Origin of the sequence: Fodinicurvata fenggangensis DSM 21160 (assembly GCF_000686045.1) — a bacterium.
Taxonomy (GTDB): domain Bacteria; phylum Pseudomonadota; class Alphaproteobacteria; order Kiloniellales; family DSM-21159; genus Fodinicurvata; species Fodinicurvata fenggangensis.
In genome coordinates this window covers 98040-115722 of record NZ_JMLV01000003.1, presented here as the reverse complement: position 1 = coordinate 115722, position 17683 = coordinate 98040, and the positions used below count along the sequence as shown (strand labels likewise).

Here is a 17683-nt window from a genome sequence, read left to right as displayed (position 1 = left end):
TATGGATTATTAATCGTTATCCGAAGATTGGAGTATTTCCGATCGTGTCTTTTCTATTTCGTTAAGTTTATTATCATCCCATCCCAGCATTTTAGCCGGATTATTTCTCACCATTAAACGTATGTCCTCTTCCGACATACCAAGGTCTAGAAAGGTCCCGATCAGCATTCTAAGCGTCTCCGAAGCTGGAGGAGCCCATTCAAAGAAGTAATCAGTTGTAAGAATTGCGCGCTCGGGGCGAATTTCTTCGATAATCTCTAAGGCTTCGCTTGGCTTCAAACGCTGAAAAGCTGGGAGCGTTCCTAACGCGCAAAATTCACAGTAACCATCAAGCTGAACCATGTCGCGAATTTCTTCCCTAGTCGCACCCACAGAGTGGCTATCGGGATGAGAGAAAACTATAGAATCAACGCCATAATCCTTGGAATCTTGCGCCAATGCTATTGCTTCTTGTGGAGAAACATGGCCAGAGCAAACAGTCATGTTATACTCACTGGCTATAGAGACACATTCTCGCACCTCCGCCTTTACTTTTCCTTTTTCATTAGTTAAGCGCAGGCCTTTTTCAGGATTAAGATCACTAGCTTTCTTAATGTATTTTCGAAGGTACTTGCTCATGCCACCTCGCTCCATATCATGAGCTGCGCTCCAGGTGGGCATGAACATTACCTTAGCGCCTTGCCGGGCAGCCGATTCAACTGCAATTGGATTAAATCCTCCAACTGAGTGATTGAGCACAATTGAAGGAATCACTTCTATGCCAGGCACTTGATTTTTTAAGTGATATGCTCGTCCGACTGTTGGCCACATGTGCGACTTAAGCACAATGCCAGCCATTCCCGCTCCTCGGGCGACAGCTAGTTCATCATTATCTTCCATCCGTGTAAGCATCTCGAAGCTAACTTCTGGATAACCATGGTGATGGAAATCGATCGCACCTTCTAACAAACGGTCAGTTGTCGTAGGCCCCCCGGGAGGATACGGCAGTCCATGTCCATGCATGCAAACCATGTTCAAATCTCCTTTGTAACCATCTCATCAAACTCAAGTAGGTCGTTTATTCCCATGGTTCTGTTTGTTTCGTCGAGCGTAGCCATTTGATTCACGTACGCGCGCGAATCACCATTCTCCCGAAGACCTTCAAGAAAATCCTTAGAGCACTTAAGGTTCAATCGCGCCAGGCTGCTAGGAAACAAAACAACACTAAAGCCCATCCCTGAAAGTTCTTCAGCAGAAAAGAGGGGGGTCTTGCCGCTTTCCGACATGTTTGCAATAAGTGGACCGGGAAGGTTTGCTCCAATTTTCTCTAGTTCTTCGGCTGATTCAGGGCCATCTACAAATAAAACATCAGCACCTTCCGCCTTAAAGAGATGACAGCGCTCTAATGCCTCCTCCAGACCATGAGGGCCGCGCGCATCACTACGCGCAACAATCACTGTATCGGTATTCTGTCTCGCGGCCACCGCTGCGCGAACCTTCGTCACGGCAGTATCACGATCCTCAACCAACTTCCCATCCATGTGACCGCAACGCTTTGGCCATAATTGGTCTTCGATTTGGATTGCTGCGACGCCAAGCGCTTCTAGTCGGCGTATTGTCTGACGTACATTAGCGGTACCGCCATATCCAGTATCACAATCAACAATCAAAGGTATATTGCTGACAGCTCTACTAGACTTCACCATGTCTTCTATTTCAGCATAAGCAATTAACCCCACATCAGGGACACCAAACCGCTGCGCTGCTGTGGCATAGCCGCTTACATACGCAGCCTCGAATCCTTTCTGTTCTATCAGCCGCACATCTAGCGGGCTTCCTGCACCCGGAACCACCAGCACATTTGGTTGCTGCAATCTTTGACGAAGCGTCGATGCTGGGCTCATTAGCTTTAAGTCTCCTTAGGGTACCAATTTGTGAAACACCGCTCCATTAGGCGGATAAACATATCAAGAAGTCCTGTTAATATAAGCACAAGAAATATTCCAAAGTATACTTCAGCTGTATTAAACATAGTTCTATTTTGAGTAATTAAAAAACCTATTCCACCAGTTGCCGCCATCATTTCAGCAACAACCACCCCAATAGCCGTCATTGCTCCACCTATTCTTAATCCCGAAAGAATAGATGGCACGGAAGCTGGAAGCATAATTTGAAATAGAATCTGCGAAGTACGTGCGCCCATACTTCTAGCTGCAAGAATATATTGCCTATCCACAGTCTGAACTCCTGCAGCTACTGAAAGTGCCATTGGGAAAAACCCATAAAGAGCACCAAATATGACTTTTGATTCTGGACCGATACCCACCCATGCAGTTAATAATGGGTACACTATCACCAATGGAACCGCGTATATCGAAGAAACAATGGGGAGCAATGTTTCGCGTAGAAAATACACACTTCCCAGTAGTAATCCGGCCAGGGCACCAATTCCGTACGCAAAGATTAAAGCCGATGCGAGCTGCCCAAAAGTAATCCCCAAAGCCCTAGCAAAAGTCCCGAAATCTTGGAAACCAGCGATCATGGCTTCTGAAGCAGGAGCAAGCATCACGGATGGCACAAGACCCAAGCGAGGCACCAACTCCCAGACAACTACTATAACTGCCAAAAACAGCCACCGAAGTGTTGCAGGGCTAATAAAAGGGGCCTCGCAGGAATCTCTACCCATCCTGTTCACTCCGAACCACGAATCAGGCGCCAAATTCGGTCCCGAAGTCGACCGAAGTCCGCTGTCGCCATCGTTTCATACGTCCGCGGCCTTGGAAGGTCGATTTCGATACGCTCCAGAATACGACCTGGTTGCGCACTCATGACGATTACATCATCACAGAGGTAGACAGCTTCAGTAAGGCTGTGTGTAACGAACACAACAGTCTTCCTGTGACCCTCCCAAATTCGCAGCAACTCATCACCGAGTGTCATACGGGTTTGCTCATCGAGAGCAGCAAAGGGCTCGTCCATAAGAAGGATTCTGGGATCCTGGCAGAAACCACGAGCTATTGAGACTCTTTGTTTCATACCACCAGAAAGTTCAAAGGGATGACGATCCTCAAAACCGGACAACCCGACCAACTTGAGCATATCGGTCGCTAACTGTTTCCTCTCAGCTTTATCCACTCCACGTAATGCTAAGGGAAACTCAACGTTTTCAGACGCCGTCTTCCAGGGCAGTAAGCTAGATTCCTGGAAAATAACGCCTACGTCTTGCGGTCTAGGGCCAGTCAGGGGCTCACCCTCGACTATAATATCCCCAAACGTCGCCTTTTGCAGACCTGCCATCATTAAAAGCAGGGACGACTTCCCACATCCACTTGGACCAACCAAGCCAACAAAGCGACCAGTCTCGACGCCGAACGACACCTCATCAACCGCCTTTAGCACGCCATTCGGCGTTTCAAAATGCAATGAGACTTGCTCAACAGACAGGTCAAACTTTTCCGAGGATATCGGCGCATGAGCCATGGAATCTGTCACTTCCGCCATTTATCAACTCGCCTTTCGTACCAACGTAAGACTTCATTTACTGCAATACTTAAAAATGCTGTCAGAAATATCCCGGCAAAGAGCTGCGGCATTTGAAAACTCATGCCCCAAGTTGCAATCATGTGACCGATTCCAGCTCTGGCAACATACATTTCGGCAAAAACAACACCTGTAATGTTGAAGATCATACCCAATCGCATGCCCTCAATTACAACTGGCATCATGGCGGGTAGAAAAATTTGCGAATACAGTTGCCAGCGATTAGCTCCGTACGAACGCGCAACCTTAATCAGCGTTGGTGACACTGAACCAACAGCCGCAATTGCGCTGATGACCAAGACAAATATTGCCTGGAAAATTCCGAACGCTACTTTTTGGGTAAAACCAATGCCAAACGTCAATATGAAGACAGGCAGAAAAACCGACTTTGGGACACCCGCTAGAAAATAAAAGAAAGGTCGAAATGCACGTCCGATATATTCGTGCTCCCCAAGCAGCAACCCAATAGCCACGCCAACCGGGGCGACGATCAAGAAGGCAAGACCAACCTGTGCACTTGTAATCCACAAATTGTACAGAACATCTTGATCCCCCAGTAGAGCAACAATATGAATTGCAATTTCACTGGGGGGCGGAAGTGTCCGGGTGTCAGCCAAACCAGAAAACACCGCCGCCTCCCAGAGTCCAAGCAGGATTAGGACAATTCCTGCTTGGACTAATACACGATAGCTGCTCGAAAGCATGACGATTTACTGATCCAGATGCTCTACAGGAATAAAACTATCGTCATACATCTCCTCGGGTGCAGGGAGATCATCAAGCCCAGCAAGTTCCCCAAGTTGCAAGGAAGCCGCTACCCAGTCATGTTCAAAGTAGCCGTCATCTGAAAGCCCGAGAATAGTATTTTCGTATTCGGCCTCGGCGACTGACTGATCCATCCCAGTTTGCTCCTGAATAAAGCCAATCGTCCACTCGGGGTTTTCTTGCATATAGGCAATGGCGCTATACAAACCTTGCAATGCCTTACCTAGCGCCTCTGGGTCACGATCAATTATTTCCTGAGAGGCCGCCCAAACATCAGGAAGATTTGGCTCCATCGCCTCCCCAAAATGGACCAAGCTCTCACCGTCCTCATCTTGCAATACTTTATAACTAAGCGGTGGATAAGCTACGATCGCATCAACATTCCCAGAAATGAGATTTGGTATCAAACCAGACCCACCAACTGGAATTCGATTGATTTCAGCACCGCCTTCGTTGGCTGCCCACAATGCAAAAAAATCAGTCGTAGAACCGTTCGAGGTGATGCCTACCTGCTTACCGTCCAGATCAGAGAGCTCATCTATGTCTGAGTCCAGAGGAACAATTACATGCCAACCTCGGGGCGTTAAAGTTCCTGCCCCAACGATCTTAGCATTTACTCCCTCTCTTTTGGCCAAAGCTAAACCAGGAGGAAAATAGTTAATCAGATCTGCTTCACCGGCAGCTAACCCCTCCATTGACGCTGATCCACCACTGTAGTTGGTGAACTCAACTTCAACGCCCGCTTCTTCAAAGAGACCAAGCTCCTGAGCCACCAAAACCGGTATAACTGGTCCATAGTTTGCAACACCGCCAATACGAACCTCTGACTGAGCCAAAGCAGTAGAGGCGGCACCCCCTACAGCAAGTCCCAGGCCCAGGACAGTCGTCAACGCTGCCTTTTGAATTTTTCTCATGAGTTCCTCCCATTATGAGCCATCTCACCAAGCCGTGAGAAACAGACATATATTCCGACCATTCTTGTTTATCATTCGCCGAAACATCGCATGGCACGCATTGTATCCATTATCGTATGCAATGTCATCAATTTTTCGCAAGGATTAGGGTATAAAAGGTTAATTAGTCTATTCGTTGTATACATTTTAGCACGAGTTACCATCATGCATACATAGGACGAGATGCTTTAGTTATTCCTCTGTGCCTTTTGGCAAGTTTTGCAGCCAAGGTGCGTGATTCGCGTGCTTAGCTTCGAATGCCCGTATCTCATTCTCAAGCTGCATAGTCAGAGCAGTTTCGGAAAGCCCCTCTATAAGGGCATATTTCCAAAAGGAATCTATATTAAATTCAATTTTTGATCTTTCGAATTCAATAATTTGCGTCGGCAGATCAACATTAATAATTAAATCTTTTTGAGATTTTGCTTCGCTGAATAATTTTTCAGTAAATTTTTCTGATACTTTAATTGCGAGCAATCCATTTTTTAGTGCATTACCAAAAAATATATCACCAAAACTCGGAGCAATTACCACTTGAAATCCGGCATCCATTAATGCCCAAACAGCATGCTCGCGCGATGAACCACATCCAAAGTTTTCGCCAGTTACGAGGATCGTAGCATTAGAATAAACTTCTTCACCTTGACTGTCATCAATACCAACCTGAATTGACTCTTTGAAACTCATATCGGCGAAAAGTACATCACCGAAACCTTGCTCTCGAGGCCTGTGAAGATACCTCGCTGGAATGATTTGGTCAGTGTCCACGTTTGCCAAGGGCATTGCTGCTACAAGCCCACGGTGTTTGTGAAAGCGCTGCATGCTAGTTCACCTCGAACTGTGATCAGAGATACCGCACGTCTGTTAAATGACCCGTTACAGCGGCGGCAGCAGCCATCGCGGGATTCATAAGGTGAGTTCGGGCACCAGGCCCTTGACGTCCTTCAAAATTTCGATTGGAAGTCGACGCACAGCGCTCCCCTTCCGGAACAGCATCACCATTCATGGCTACACACATCGAACAGCCAGGGTCACTCCAAAGGAACCCAGCCTCTTTGAAGATCTTGTGCAATCCTTCTGCCTCCGCAGCAGCCTTTACGCTGGCGGACCCAGGCACAACAAAGGAAGGAACTCTAACCTTACGCCCTTGTGCCACAGCTGCAGCTTCCCTCAGATCTTCCAGTCTGCTGTTGGTACAGGAACCGATGAAAACTCGATCTATGGTAATTTCCTCGAGCGGCGTGCCAGGTGATAGACCCATATACTCAAGCGCTCGGCGTCCTGCATGACACCTCTGAGAATCCCCCAGTGTATCAGGATCAGGGACTTGTGCTGTAATTGGCAATGCATCCTGAGGCGAGGTTCCCCAAGTGACCATTGGTTCTATATCTGGACTGTCCAAGATAATCTCGGAATCAAACTGTGCGTCTGGATCACTTGGCAGCTTGCGCCATTGATCAATCGCAGCAGCCCAGTCTTTACCAGTTGGGGCGAATGGCCTTCCATAGAGCCATTCGAAAACCTTATTGTCAGGAGCCACCATACCTGCTCGGGCTCCTGCTTCTATTGACATATTACAGAGTGTCATACGCCCCTCCACCGAAAGATTGCGTATGGCACCACCTGAATATTCAATCACATGACCAGTTCCGCCTCCCGCACCAATTGTCGTAATTATACGAAGGATAAGGTCTTTGGCAGTCACACCAAACGGAAGCTCCCCTTCCACTGTGATTCGCATCTGCTTTGGGCGGTTTTGCCAGAGCGATTGAGTCGCGAGGACATGCATGACTTCACTCTGCCCTACACCAAATGCAAGTGCACCTAATGCTCCATGAGTGGCCGTGTGGCTATCTGCACAAATCAAAACTGACCCTGGAAGCGTAAAGCCAAGTTCAGGCCCCACAACGTGGACAATACCCTGCCTGGGGTGCCCAGAGCCATAAGAGGTAATTCCATTCCGCTGGGCATTTTTCTTTAAATCTTCCACCATTTTGATTTGATCGGAATTCTGTCTCGTATGACTACCAGTAGCTACATAGTGGTCAGCAGTCCCTAGAGTCAGATCAGGACGCCGCAAATCAAATCCTTCTGCATCAAGCATCGCAAATGCCTGAGAGGTTGCATCATGCACGATATGCCTATCGACATAGAGTAAACATCTCCCATCATCGCGAGCAGTGACTAAGTGGGAATCCCAGATTTTATCGAACATCGTAGCTGGCATTTATGAGCCTCTCGCCTACTGGTATACACTCAACTCAATTGTTGGCGTAGACCTCGTCGTTGGATACTATATTGTATCCAACGACGAGGTCAAAGCCTCTCTCTCAAGCAAGCCGATGCCAGTCGGAGGAATTAGACGTGCAAGAAAACTTTGCATCAAGAAATAGGCAACGAAGCAAACAAACAGCTGCTGACCGGGCCTACACCGAAATTCGTGAGGCTATAATTGATGGATCATTGCCAGTGAATAGCCGCCTTACGGAAGAAGCCCTCGCTGAACAAATCAGCGTAAGTCGAACACCTATACGCGCTGCATTGCAGCGGCTTCATGCCGACGGCTTTGTAGATTTCTCTCCCCACTTGGGGGCGGTCGTAAAGGGGTGGTCTGCTACTGATGTAAAGGAGATATTCGAAGTACGAGCAATGCTTGAGGGGATGGGGTGCTACCTGGCCGCCACCCGCGCAACTCCAGACGACATAGAATTTTTAACAGGACTTTGTAACGAGATGGAAGCCGTAGCTGGATCCGGGCAACCACTACCTAAAATTTCTGAATTGAATCGGCAGTTCCATCTTGAATTATTAAGAATTAGTGGAAACAAGAGACTGGAACATATTTCGAGGAACTTACTAGATCTCGGGTTTTTGGTGCGCTCTTTTAGTCACTTTACTTCTCAAGATATTTCTCGAAGCCTGTCCCACCACAGAGAAATACTTTCCGCTTTACAGGCCAGAAATGGTCGCTGGGCAGAAGCTATAATGCGATCACACATTTTAATTGCTAGTGAGATATTTACAGGAACCTGAAATTTATTGGAACCTACACAGTTACCTCATCTAGCAACCAAGGAATAATAGTACGAACCCCTTGAAAAAAATCCTCTATTGACATCTTTTCTCTTGGATTATGACTTCCATTCTCATTCCTCACAAAGACCATTCCCGTTGGGATACCTGCCGCGGAGAACGCTCCAGCGTCGTGGCTGGCAGGACTTTTCATCATAACAGCTGGAACATTCATTTTTGATGCACTTTCATACAAGGCCTTTTCTAATTCTTGATCTGTAAAGCCTATTGCAGCTGCGCGTTTTTCCCCGAGTTTAAATTTAACGTTTCGATTAGCTTCAATATTTTGGACGGTGGATGCCACAAAGCGCTCCATATGCTCGATTAGCGCGGGCTCATATCCACGAACATCCATGCTAAAGCAGAATTCCCCAGGAATGGTTGTCATTCCATGTGCAGCACTATCAGTGTGAAAGCGTCCAAATGTTATCGCCATTTGCGTGCCATTCGCTTCTTGACGCGCCCATTCTTGGTCTAATGCCATAGCGAATTCGGCACCTGCCATGGCCGCATCATGACGATATACTCTTGGCGTCCCTACGTGACCATATTCTCCCTGAATTCGAGCATCCGGGTACATGAAGAGCCCAGGAACACCAGTACATATGCCAACAGGAATATCTCGTTCAATCAGACTTGGAGCTTGCTCTATATGCAGCTCCACAAAGAACTTCACATTACTTGAAGAAAGGTAAGCTTTGCCTTGAGCAAGTGCATCCGGATCACCTCCGCAGTCAGCTATGTGTTCACGTGCAGTACGTCCGGTATCTATTCGTTTCGCATCCAGCGCCCCTTCTGGCAACGCGCCCAATGCCCCCCTACTCCCAAGGTAGGAGACCTGAAACCAAACACTTTCTTCAGCGCGAATTCCCATTGCAACTACATCACATACTGGTGTGATATTAAGTTTTTTAAGGATCATGATGAGTGCCAAACCAGCCACCACGCCCGCTGCACCGTCAAAATTTCCCCCATCTTGGACACTATCCAAGTGGGAGCCGAAAATTATACGGGGGGCGGAGCGGTTCTGTCCCGGCAAAGTCATGTAAGTATTTGAAGAGGCGTCTTTCGTGACTTCGAGACCCAGCTCATCAGCATATTCTGATAAATATCGATGAGCGAAATTTTCACCATCCCCATAAGAAGGTCGCGTTACGCCAAGATTATCACGGCTTCCGTCTTCAATATCTTTGAATATGCGAGAAATATCTTCAAATATTTCCTCAATAGATTGTTCGATTTTTTCTCTGGTCATATTTAAAATGCGCTCCACTAGTTTCAAAGGTAATCTTTTTAATTATATTATTCTGCAGTCCATCCACCATCTATCATTTGTGAGCTCCCAGTAACTAAAGCTGACGCATCAGAAGCTAAAAATGTTACGGCGCCCATAACATCTTCGACCACCCCCACACGACCAATCTTGATTTTACTTTCCAGCCAACGTCTTTTCTCAGGATCTGAAAATGTAGATTCCGTTAAAGGTGTGCGAATGAAAGTCGGGCATAAAGTATTGATACGAATTCCAATTTTTCCCCACTCGATAGCCATGGCCTTAACCATCCCTTCAAGGCCATGCTTGCTCGCACAGTAAACAGCTCGATCAATGCCGCCTACATGACCCATCTGGCTAGACACATGAATGATAGACCCGCCCATTGATTCTGCTTTAAGAGCTTCAGCTGCACGGATGGAAAGAAAGTATGCAGCTCGTAGATTTAAGTTCATCACTGCATCAAAGTCGTCAGCGATAGTTTCAAGCGCCGGTCCATGACGAGCGAGCCCAGCCGCGTTTACAACAACATCGAAGGCACCCTCACTGAAAAGCGTTTCCTGAGCATCAAGATCACTGATGTCACAGGATTGGGCCTCAACTGTCCAGCCTTCTGAACGCATTGTGGCAACCGCTTCTTCTAATGGGGTGATACGCCGTGCTACGCAGGTTACCTTGGCATTTGCTTCTGCCAAAGCAACAGCACAGCCTAGACCAATTCCCGAGGATGCCCCGGTAACCAGGGCCCTACGACCATTGAGATCGAAGGAGGGGGTTCTTGGAAGTCTCATTCGATATCCTCAATGGCGGGCGCCCCTGTTCCGTAAGGAACATTAGCCCCACCGTAGCGACGGACTCGTAAGTTGCACTGTTCAGCATGAGCCACAAAACCCTCAAGCATACTCAACCGCGAACCATAAGCTCCAATTCGTGCTGCAGCCTCATCGGTCACAATTTTTTGGTAGCTATGGGTTTTTAAAAATTTACCTACCCATAATCCACCTGTATAGCGTCCTGCCTTCTTTGTCGGCAAAGTATGGTTGGTTCCAATAACCTTGTCTCCATTGGCCACATTAGTACGCGGTCCAAGAAACAGTGCTCCATAGGAAGTCATATTCTCTAGAAACCAATCATCACGATCGGTCATAACCTGAACGTGTTCTGAAACTATTTCCTCGGAAACTTTAAGCATTTCCTCATAACTATCGCAGAGAATTACTTCACCATAGTCAGCCCAACTCTTTCTGGCGGTATCCGCAGTTGGGAGAATGCTGAGGATCCGCTCCACTTCAACCAATGTTTCTTCGGCGAGTTTACGTGAGTTTGTTACAAGTACAGCCGGTGAATTATAGCCATGCTCAGCTTGCCCAAGGAGGTCAGTTGCACACATCTCGGCATCCACCGTCTCGTCCGCAATGACCATCGTTTCCGTGGGCCCGGCAAAAAGATCGATCCCTACGCGTCCAAACAATTGTCGTTTGGCTTCAGCAACAAAGGCGTTACCAGGCCCTACAAGCATGTGTACTGGCGCCAGACTTTCTGTGCCTAACGCCATAGCCCCTACCGCTTGTATACCACCTAGTACGTTGATCTCGTGCGCCCCACCCAGATGCATAGCGGCAATCACGCCTGGATTTGGTTCACCATTAAACGGGGGTGTGCAAGCAACAATACGAGGTACTTTGGCAACGCTTGCAGTTGCGACCGACATATGCGCCGATGCCACCATAGGAAACTTACCGCCCGGCACATAACACCCCACGGATTGAACTGGGATTGTTTTATGTCCCAATATCACACCGGGTTCGGTTTCAATCTCAATGTCTTTTATGGAATCACGCTGTGCTTGCGCAAATGTCGTAACTTGTTCCTGCGCATAGCGAATATCCTTTAGTTCACGCTCGCTGAGCTTGCCTATTAGATGCTCAATATCACTTTCCGATAGCCGAAAAGTGCTAGGTGTATAATTGTCAAACTTTTCGGATAACTCCCGGACCGCTTGGTCACCTCGAGCCTCTATATCTGAAAGAGTCGTCTTGACAATCTCGCGCACCTTGACGTCCTCTTCCGTGCGCTCTGTTTCTGGCTTTCCTTGTTTAAGATATTGAATGGACATCCTTTATTCCTTCGGATTGGGACAGCGCAAAATTGCAAATTGCGATAAGCGTGTATGTAAGCAGTTGTTAGAACCCAAGCATGCTCGGGAGAACTGTTGTGACACTAGGCACGTAGGTAACCACAAGCAGCACGATCACCAAGATTCCCAGCATCGGTAGTGTTGCTCTAAGCAGACGCCCAAATGGCACATCACCGACAATCGACAACATATGCAGCACCAAACTAACTGGTGGTGTTAATAAGCCGAGAGTCAGATTAAGAACGACGATTATCCCCAGATGGACTGGATCTATTCCATATGTCTGCGCAATCGGATAAAAAATTGGAACAGTAACCAATAGTGCGGAGGCAGGCTCAAGCACCATCCCAACCAAAAGAAGGAATATATTGAGTAAAATTAAGAATAGTATTGGATCTTGGGTCACAGATACTAATATATCTGCTATCTGCTGCGGAATTTGTTCGCGAGCCATGACGTAAGCGAAGAGTCCACCAACGCTCGCTATTAACATGACACGACCTGTTGTTGCCGCAGTCCCAGCACACGCTTGATAGAGGCCTTTAAGAGATATCCAGCGTGCTGAAAAACTCATGACTACGAGATAAACACCGGTCACTGCTGCCGCTTCCGTTGGCGTGAAAACCCCACTGAGGATTCCTCCCAAAAGAAGAACTGGCGCGACCAAGATTGGAAGTGCCTTCAAAACTGTAACCACTGCCTGCCAAAATGGTTCAGTTTCAGAGGTAAGTTCAGGACGCTTCCGCGCATAGAAAAAGACATAAAGCGTCAGGGATACAAAGATGATAAAGGCAGGAATGACCCCTGCAAAGAAAATCGCGGCTACAGAATTCCCGGTTAAAACTGCATATAGCACCGCAGCAATAGATGGCGGCATGACTGGTCCAATGGTTGAAGACGCAGCTGTGACGCCGGCCGCAAATGCTGGGTCATATCCGTTACGACGCATAGAGGGTATGAGAACACTGCCTAAAGCCGCTGCATCAGCGAGGGACGATCCGCTCATCCATGAGAACACAAGACTGGCGTTTATATTGGCATAGGCCAAACTACCGCGAAGCTTACCGGTAAACACCAATAATGCTGCAATTAAACGATCTGCCAAACCGGCCGCATTAGCAACGAACCCTACAAATATGAATAGCGGTACTGCCAGCAGCGGAAAAGAATCAAGGAGCGCAGCCACGCGTTGAATAGCAACGCCAAAACTAATATTAGGCGCTATCGCTATATAAGTAAGCGATGGAATCAACATCGAAAATGCGACTGGAACACGGCAAATAAGAAGCGCCCCCATGCCGCCAAGCATCAACATCAGAAGCATTTCGCGCCCCTATTCGACCGCAGAATCAAGTGGCGTCTGCTCCACAGACACTCGTCCACTTGCCACCAAGAAAAGGTTGATAAGGCTATGAATGATCATCATTAAAAAGGCGCACCATACAACGCCGTATAAGTAGATCATCGGCATCCTTAATGCTGAGGACTTTGGCCGTGCTGTGTTCATTAGCCACTCCCAGCTGCCCACAACAAGGACCAGGCAAGCTACAGTAACACAGAGAGTTGCAAAGCATTCCAGGAGCTTCGTCCAACGGCGTCCAAGAAGATAATCAAGAATATCTATCTTCACATGCGAACGACGTGCCGTTACAAACACTCCAGCAACAAAGGCCATCCATACGTAGCTGTATCGCGCCAGTTCTCCAATCCAAAAAACAGGAATGTCAAACACGTAACGCAAGAGCACCTGAGCAAATACTATTGTCAGGATAAACCCAAAAAGGGCTACCGCAATGAATTCCTCAGCACGGTCAAGCCAAACGAGGGCGCGCATAACGCCCTCGTTCGGCTCATTCGCCCGGTCATCAGACCGATCAATCATTTCAACTCTTCAAGCAAATTGACGTAGGTTTCGCTGAACGGAAATCCTTCTGAGAAGAAGGCTTGACTTGCTTCCCGGATGGCTTCGACATCGATGTCTTCCACAACTTCAGTGGAATCATCCTTTTTCCATCCCTCAAGAGCTGCTGCATCAGCCTCTGCAACACACTCTCTTACATTCTTTGATGCCTGAGTTGCAGCATTATCAAGAGCCTCTTGTTGCTTCTCAGTCAAACCCTGCCAGAATCCTTCGTTCACGATGAAAGGCTGCGCAGTAATCAGATGCCCTGTAAGATTGACGTAGTCAGATGGCTCGTCAAACGATTCAGCTTCAATGACGGATAAGGGGGCCTCCGCAGCTTCGACAATTCCCTGCTGCAAGGCTAGATATAACTCTGCATATGCAACAGGTGTCGGTTCAGCACCTAATGACTTTGCACCTTCGATAGATATGAAAGTTTCAGGCACGCGCATACGCAGGCCTTCCAAATCTTCAGGCCCATTAATCTTTACATTTCCAAACACATGGCGTTCCCCGTAGAGCCAAGGCTTTCCGATCACGCGGATATTAGCAACCTCAAGCAGTTCATCGAGTAACTCCTGGGCCGTATCCGTCTCATAGACGTTCATAGCCTGATCAACATTTTCGTATAGATAATAGGTTTCAAAGACAGCTAAATCCTCAACCCAAGCCGCGAGGATCGAAGATGTAATCGGGGCCAGCTCAAGTTCCCCTGTTGAAACTTGTTCAGCCAATTGGTTTTCGGATCCAAGTTGTGCTGAATGAATAACAGAAACGTCAATACCAGCCTCTTGAAGACTGGTGCTTTCAGCCATCGACATGGCACCACATTTCACAATTGGAACGCCTGGAGCAAAAATACTGCCTAGACGTACATCATACTCCTGAGCATGAGCGATACTGCCCACAAAAAAAGTGGCCGCTGCGCTCAAGCCTATAGTTTGAATAGTTTTCAAGTTCATATCGAACCTCCTTCTGTTGCTATTATGCCATTTATCTTGCCCCCGGTGACACATGGCAAACACCCCGGGTTGTACGCTAGTAATTAAGCCGCGTAGTCTGGTTCGTCTCGATCAAGTATTCTCCGCCATGCATCAAGGTGTAAGCGCGCATCAAAATAATCACTCCAAGTACCTTTATGGTTCATGCGATGCTCACGTTTCATTTCTCGAAGTGGGCGCCCCGTAGCCATGGCCGTCATCTGATACTTGCAAGTCCGTTCAGCCATATAAAGTTCATCGAAGGCATCATGGATAGTCGGCCCCACGACAGTTACGCCATGATTGGCCATTAGCAGTATTGTGCGATCGCCTAATGCACGCGCTAGGCGGTCACCTTCTGCATCATCAAGGACAATTCCATTAAAATCATCGTCATATGCAATGCGACCAGCTAAAGCCATATCGTTTTGGTGGCAAAACTCCATGCGCCCACCTTCTAATAAGGAAAGGGCTGTTAGGTACTGAGGGTGGGTATGCAGAATACATTGAGCTTGAGGATGCATTCGGTGAATTCGGGCATGAATGTGGAAAGCCACCTTGCGAAGCTCACCATCTCCAGAAAGAACGTCCCCTGTGAGATTGCACAACAGTAACCGACTAGCCGAGATCTCTGAATAGTGAAGACCTCTGGGATTAATAAGGAATCGAGGCTCTTCTCCTTCCCCATGGGGAAGCATCATACTGTTATGGCCGGCAATCTGCTCGTTCATATCAAGGCGCGCCATCACCCGGAATACAGCCGCGAGATCGCGCCGTAGTTCAATTTCCGTCTCCTCCCTATCCATTTATTTCCCCAAGCCTCACCACCAGAAACACAATGAATACGTAACCATATGACCGCACACTCTTCTGTCTTGTCAAGTATGGCCGTTACCTGTCAGCTGTTCTCATCAGAAAAGCCGCGAATGACGTTCTCTAAAAGCCGGGATATGCCATTGGCAAAATCATTGCAGGGAAGACTGCCACAAAACGATATCGATCCAGTGGAAAAGACCTGAGCACCGCTTTGAAGCTTCATATAGATGAGTTCGCTGCGAATAAGGTCGGAAGGTGACTCACCAGGAATTGTTCTGATGTGATTGAGAATTTCTTCAGGAACGACCGAGAAACTCTCAGGATGGTCCGTACTGCGAGCAAGAATCACGGTTTCTTCAGGAGTTCCAAGTTCTACGTCAGCACGATCAAGCTCGAACCCGGCAGCACCCCCACCGCTAAAACCATAATCCCCAATTCGTTCCTCCTCGACTCCTTCAAAAATCCAAGAAACTTCAGGATCATATGATGCTTCGGTACGAAGGTAATATGTACCCTCAAAGAGTCCTTGGGCCGAAAAACCAACACCAACCAGTTCTTGTGGCGGACGCCCATTGCGGCGCCAAAGCCCGCCATAACAACCATCAAATGATTGATAACATTCGCCTGGCTCGGCTGCCCAAGCTCGAATCCCCCCCTCGGCACGACGAACCTCAATAGCACCCGGCAACCTATCTGATTTTGCTATGCGCCAATAGAATCCGTTTCCCCCGAGATAAACAAGGTTCCCCCCCGAATCACGATAGTCACGCAAGGCATCCAGAGAACGTGTTGTGTGATACTCAGGGTGCGTTCCGGTAACCACAACATTGTAGCTCTGAATCAATTCAACGCCTTCGTTGTGCAAGTCTTCGTCTGTAACAACATCGAAATCCAGCCCTTTCCGACGAAACCATTCCACAAGATGTGAATCAGCTGGAAAGTGGCGCAGACCAGACCCCTCATGAATGGCAAAGGTCAAAAAGCCCGGCCGCATTGTCAGCAATGGTCGCAGTCTTGAGGAAAAGGCGATTCCGGAACCATCGGGGTGAAAATTGTAAGTGGAATAGCCGAACTGGGAATAGGTATCTGGCCCTTTGGGGGTTCGCCAGGTGCGTATCTTCTCTTCCATCACCTCATCGAAATTATCACGGGCGTGGTTTGCGTATGCTTGATACGTGAAGGTGTTGGCCAAATAGCAAATTCGCGCAGTAGCTCCACCATGTGGTGGTTTGACGAAAAAGGGAACGATATCCTGCGCATCACCGCGACTCATACGGAGCCCATAGACCCCGCTCTCGAGATCATCTGGAAGATAAACCTCAAGGTCTGTCTCCCAGCCACAGTCATAGATATCGTCTTCATGAAAGTGTACAGCTGCATAGTGCCGCGGAGCATGGTGAAAGTTATGCTCAGAACCATCCCAAAGCGAACCACGCACACCACGAGTTGGAAGGTTTACAAAATGTCCATGAAGGCCAGCTGGCCCGGTATCGATGATAGAGATACCCTCGATAGCAACTGAGAAATCCCAAAAGGCCAGAACCTCGCCATCAAGCGTGCGAACCGTCACATCCTCAATGCGTCCATTGAAATGCCCACGAACAGAATTTGAGGTTTTCTCAGCTGCTATATGGAGGTTTGCGCCCATATTAGCACTCAAAGACACAGCACCGCGGGCCTGATACTTCTGACCACTTTCGTGACAAGTTACGGAAAGACCGGCTTCCTGTAAGTCAGCCTCGAAAACCAATTCCACATGATACCATTTTTTCCGCTTGAGGCTTATAGGCAGAGAAAGCTCGGAAGATCCATTTATTCCTCTAAGACTTACCGAATTCTCAGTTAAAGAAAGTGCCCAGCCTGTGCCCTCCCCACAAGACAGCAGGACTGAATCTTCCTGTCGTATTAGCCACGGCTGAACGGCGAACGACAGGATGAATTTTGGACGAGAAATAATACTCGCTAGTGGCACAACACCATATGAGCCGAGTTCGGTTGACTGGTAACGCCCATTAAATCCCATTGATGGAAGTGATCTAACAGCTTCAATGTGCATGCCTGGGCCGTCTGGATTGGCATCCGCGGACCAGATACGCACGATATCAACATCAACCCACCCGTCCCTGAGGGCACTTGCCTTCAAAGACAAGTTTTCACCTGGACGAACAGATAAACGATCCGTATATCCAACAATTTCTGGGTAATCTGTCTGAGAGTACAATGTCATGGCAGAAATTTCTCTATATTTTTTCTAATTATTATGAA

Annotated in this window: 17 protein-coding genes; 1 reads left to right on the top strand and 16 read right to left on the bottom strand. The window is 47.9% G+C overall.

Annotated features, from left to right (window positions below):
- Positions 1–9: 9 nt before the first annotated feature.
- From BP38_RS22525 to leuC, 8 genes are all read right to left on the bottom strand, one after another.
- Positions 10–1011, bottom strand: a complete 1002-nt coding sequence (locus BP38_RS22525; protein ID WP_155992245.1) for a DUF6282 family protein — start codon at positions 1009–1011, stop codon at positions 10–12.
- A gap of 2 nt (positions 1012–1013) precedes the next feature.
- Positions 1014–1883, bottom strand: coding sequence for an isocitrate lyase/PEP mutase family protein (locus BP38_RS0106305; RefSeq protein ID WP_026987034.1), 870 nt, complete (start codon positions 1881–1883; stop codon positions 1014–1016).
- Positions 1884–1888: 5 nt separating this feature from the next.
- Positions 1889–2665, bottom strand: coding sequence for an ABC transporter permease (locus tag BP38_RS22135; protein WP_155992243.1), 777 nt, complete (start codon positions 2663–2665; stop codon positions 1889–1891).
- A 5-nt stretch (positions 2666–2670) separates the two neighbouring features.
- Positions 2671–3480 (bottom strand): ABC transporter ATP-binding protein, encoded by an 810-nt coding sequence (locus BP38_RS0106300; protein WP_026987033.1) that lies wholly within the window; start codon positions 3478–3480, stop codon positions 2671–2673.
- On the bottom strand, positions 3468–4223 hold the full coding sequence (locus BP38_RS0106295) for an ABC transporter permease (protein ID WP_026987032.1): 756 nt from the start codon (positions 4221–4223) through the stop codon (positions 3468–3470). Before BP38_RS0106295 ends, BP38_RS0106300 begins: the two co-directional genes overlap by 13 nt.
- A gap of 6 nt (positions 4224–4229) precedes the next feature.
- On the bottom strand, positions 4230–5198 hold the full coding sequence (locus BP38_RS0106290; protein WP_026987031.1) for an ABC transporter substrate-binding protein: 969 nt from the start codon (positions 5196–5198) through the stop codon (positions 4230–4232).
- Positions 5199–5429: 231 nt separating this feature from the next.
- The gene (leuD, locus tag BP38_RS0106285) at positions 5430–6059 is read right to left on the bottom strand and encodes a 3-isopropylmalate dehydratase small subunit (protein ID WP_026987030.1); all 630 of its coding nucleotides are present in this window, start codon (positions 6057–6059) and stop codon (positions 5430–5432) included.
- 22 nt (positions 6060–6081) lie between these two features.
- Positions 6082–7464 carry a 3-isopropylmalate dehydratase large subunit gene (gene leuC, locus BP38_RS22130; RefSeq protein WP_081816503.1) on the bottom strand — a complete coding sequence of 461 codons (1383 nt, stop codon included), beginning with the start codon at positions 7462–7464 and terminating at the stop codon, positions 6082–6084.
- Positions 7465–7601: 137 nt separating this feature from the next.
- On the opposite strand from leuC, the gene BP38_RS22125 reads away from it, so the two are divergent.
- Complete coding sequence (locus tag BP38_RS22125; RefSeq protein ID WP_162175125.1) at positions 7602–8270, top strand: GntR family transcriptional regulator; 669 nt, start codon at positions 7602–7604, stop codon at positions 8268–8270.
- A gap of 13 nt (positions 8271–8283) precedes the next feature.
- Here BP38_RS22125 and BP38_RS0106275 read toward each other — a convergent pair whose 3' ends face one another.
- From BP38_RS0106275 to BP38_RS22105, 8 genes are all read right to left on the bottom strand, one after another.
- Entirely contained in the window at positions 8284–9564 is a 1281-nt protein-coding gene (locus BP38_RS0106275) for a hydantoinase/carbamoylase family amidase (RefSeq protein WP_035724009.1), read from the bottom strand.
- 47 nt (positions 9565–9611) lie between these two features.
- Positions 9612–10373 (bottom strand): SDR family NAD(P)-dependent oxidoreductase, encoded by a 762-nt coding sequence (locus BP38_RS22120; RefSeq protein WP_081816501.1) that lies wholly within the window; start codon positions 10371–10373, stop codon positions 9612–9614.
- Positions 10370–11698 (bottom strand): histidinol dehydrogenase, encoded by a 1329-nt coding sequence (hisD, locus tag BP38_RS0106265; protein WP_026987028.1) that lies wholly within the window; start codon positions 11696–11698, stop codon positions 10370–10372. The genes BP38_RS22120 and hisD overlap by 4 nt, the downstream gene beginning before the upstream one ends.
- 67 nt (positions 11699–11765) lie before the next feature.
- Complete coding sequence (locus BP38_RS22115) at positions 11766–13043, bottom strand: TRAP transporter large permease (protein ID WP_026987027.1); 1278 nt, start codon at positions 13041–13043, stop codon at positions 11766–11768.
- Between the two features lie 9 nt (positions 13044–13052).
- The gene (locus tag BP38_RS21660; RefSeq protein ID WP_162175124.1) at positions 13053–13553 is read right to left on the bottom strand and encodes a TRAP transporter small permease; all 501 of its coding nucleotides are present in this window, start codon (positions 13551–13553) and stop codon (positions 13053–13055) included.
- A gap of 44 nt (positions 13554–13597) precedes the next feature.
- On the bottom strand, positions 13598–14584 hold the full coding sequence (gene dctP / locus BP38_RS0106250; RefSeq protein ID WP_026987026.1) for a TRAP transporter substrate-binding protein DctP: 987 nt from the start codon (positions 14582–14584) through the stop codon (positions 13598–13600).
- Positions 14585–14667: 83 nt separating this feature from the next.
- Entirely contained in the window at positions 14668–15408 is a 741-nt protein-coding gene (locus tag BP38_RS22110; RefSeq protein ID WP_081816499.1) for a class II aldolase/adducin family protein, read from the bottom strand.
- 92 nt (positions 15409–15500) lie between these two features.
- Positions 15501–17645, bottom strand: coding sequence for a N,N-dimethylformamidase beta subunit family domain-containing protein (locus BP38_RS22105; RefSeq protein ID WP_081816498.1), 2145 nt, complete (start codon positions 17643–17645; stop codon positions 15501–15503).
- Between the last annotated feature and the right edge of the window lie 38 nt (positions 17646–17683).

Bases quoted from the DNA above. Each gene is read 5' to 3' on its own strand.
- BP38_RS22525 (WP_155992245.1), bottom strand. From the start codon at position 1,011: ATGGTTTGCATGCATGGACATGGACTGCCGTATCCTCCCGGGGGGCCT.
- BP38_RS0106305 (WP_026987034.1), bottom strand. From the start codon at position 1,883: ATGAGCCCAGCATCGACGCTTCGTCAAAGATTGCAGCAACCAAATGTG.
- BP38_RS22135 (WP_155992243.1), bottom strand. From the start codon at position 2,665: ATGGGTAGAGATTCCTGCGAGGCCCCTTTTATTAGCCCTGCAACACTT.
- BP38_RS0106300 (WP_026987033.1), bottom strand. From the start codon at position 3,480: ATGGCGGAAGTGACAGATTCCATGGCTCATGCGCCGATATCCTCGGAA.
- BP38_RS0106295 (WP_026987032.1), bottom strand. From the start codon at position 4,223: ATGCTTTCGAGCAGCTATCGTGTATTAGTCCAAGCAGGAATTGTCCTA.
- BP38_RS0106290 (WP_026987031.1), bottom strand. From the start codon at position 5,198: ATGAGAAAAATTCAAAAGGCAGCGTTGACGACTGTCCTGGGCCTGGGA.
- leuD (WP_026987030.1), bottom strand. From the start codon at position 6,059: ATGCAGCGCTTTCACAAACACCGTGGGCTTGTAGCAGCAATGCCCTTG.
- leuC (WP_081816503.1), bottom strand. From the start codon at position 7,464: ATGCCAGCTACGATGTTCGATAAAATCTGGGATTCCCACTTAGTCACT.
- BP38_RS0106275 (WP_035724009.1), bottom strand. From the start codon at position 9,564: ATGACCAGAGAAAAAATCGAACAATCTATTGAGGAAATATTTGAAGAT.
- BP38_RS22120 (WP_081816501.1), bottom strand. From the start codon at position 10,373: ATGAGACTTCCAAGAACCCCCTCCTTCGATCTCAATGGTCGTAGGGCC.
- hisD (WP_026987028.1), bottom strand. From the start codon at position 11,698: ATGTCCATTCAATATCTTAAACAAGGAAAGCCAGAAACAGAGCGCACG.
- BP38_RS22115 (WP_026987027.1), bottom strand. From the start codon at position 13,043: ATGCTTCTGATGTTGATGCTTGGCGGCATGGGGGCGCTTCTTATTTGC.
- BP38_RS21660 (WP_162175124.1), bottom strand. From the start codon at position 13,553: ATGCGCGCCCTCGTTTGGCTTGACCGTGCTGAGGAATTCATTGCGGTA.
- dctP (WP_026987026.1), bottom strand. From the start codon at position 14,584: ATGAACTTGAAAACTATTCAAACTATAGGCTTGAGCGCAGCGGCCACT.
- BP38_RS22110 (WP_081816499.1), bottom strand. From the start codon at position 15,408: ATGGATAGGGAGGAGACGGAAATTGAACTACGGCGCGATCTCGCGGCT.
- BP38_RS22105 (WP_081816498.1), bottom strand. From the start codon at position 17,645: ATGACATTGTACTCTCAGACAGATTACCCAGAAATTGTTGGATATACG.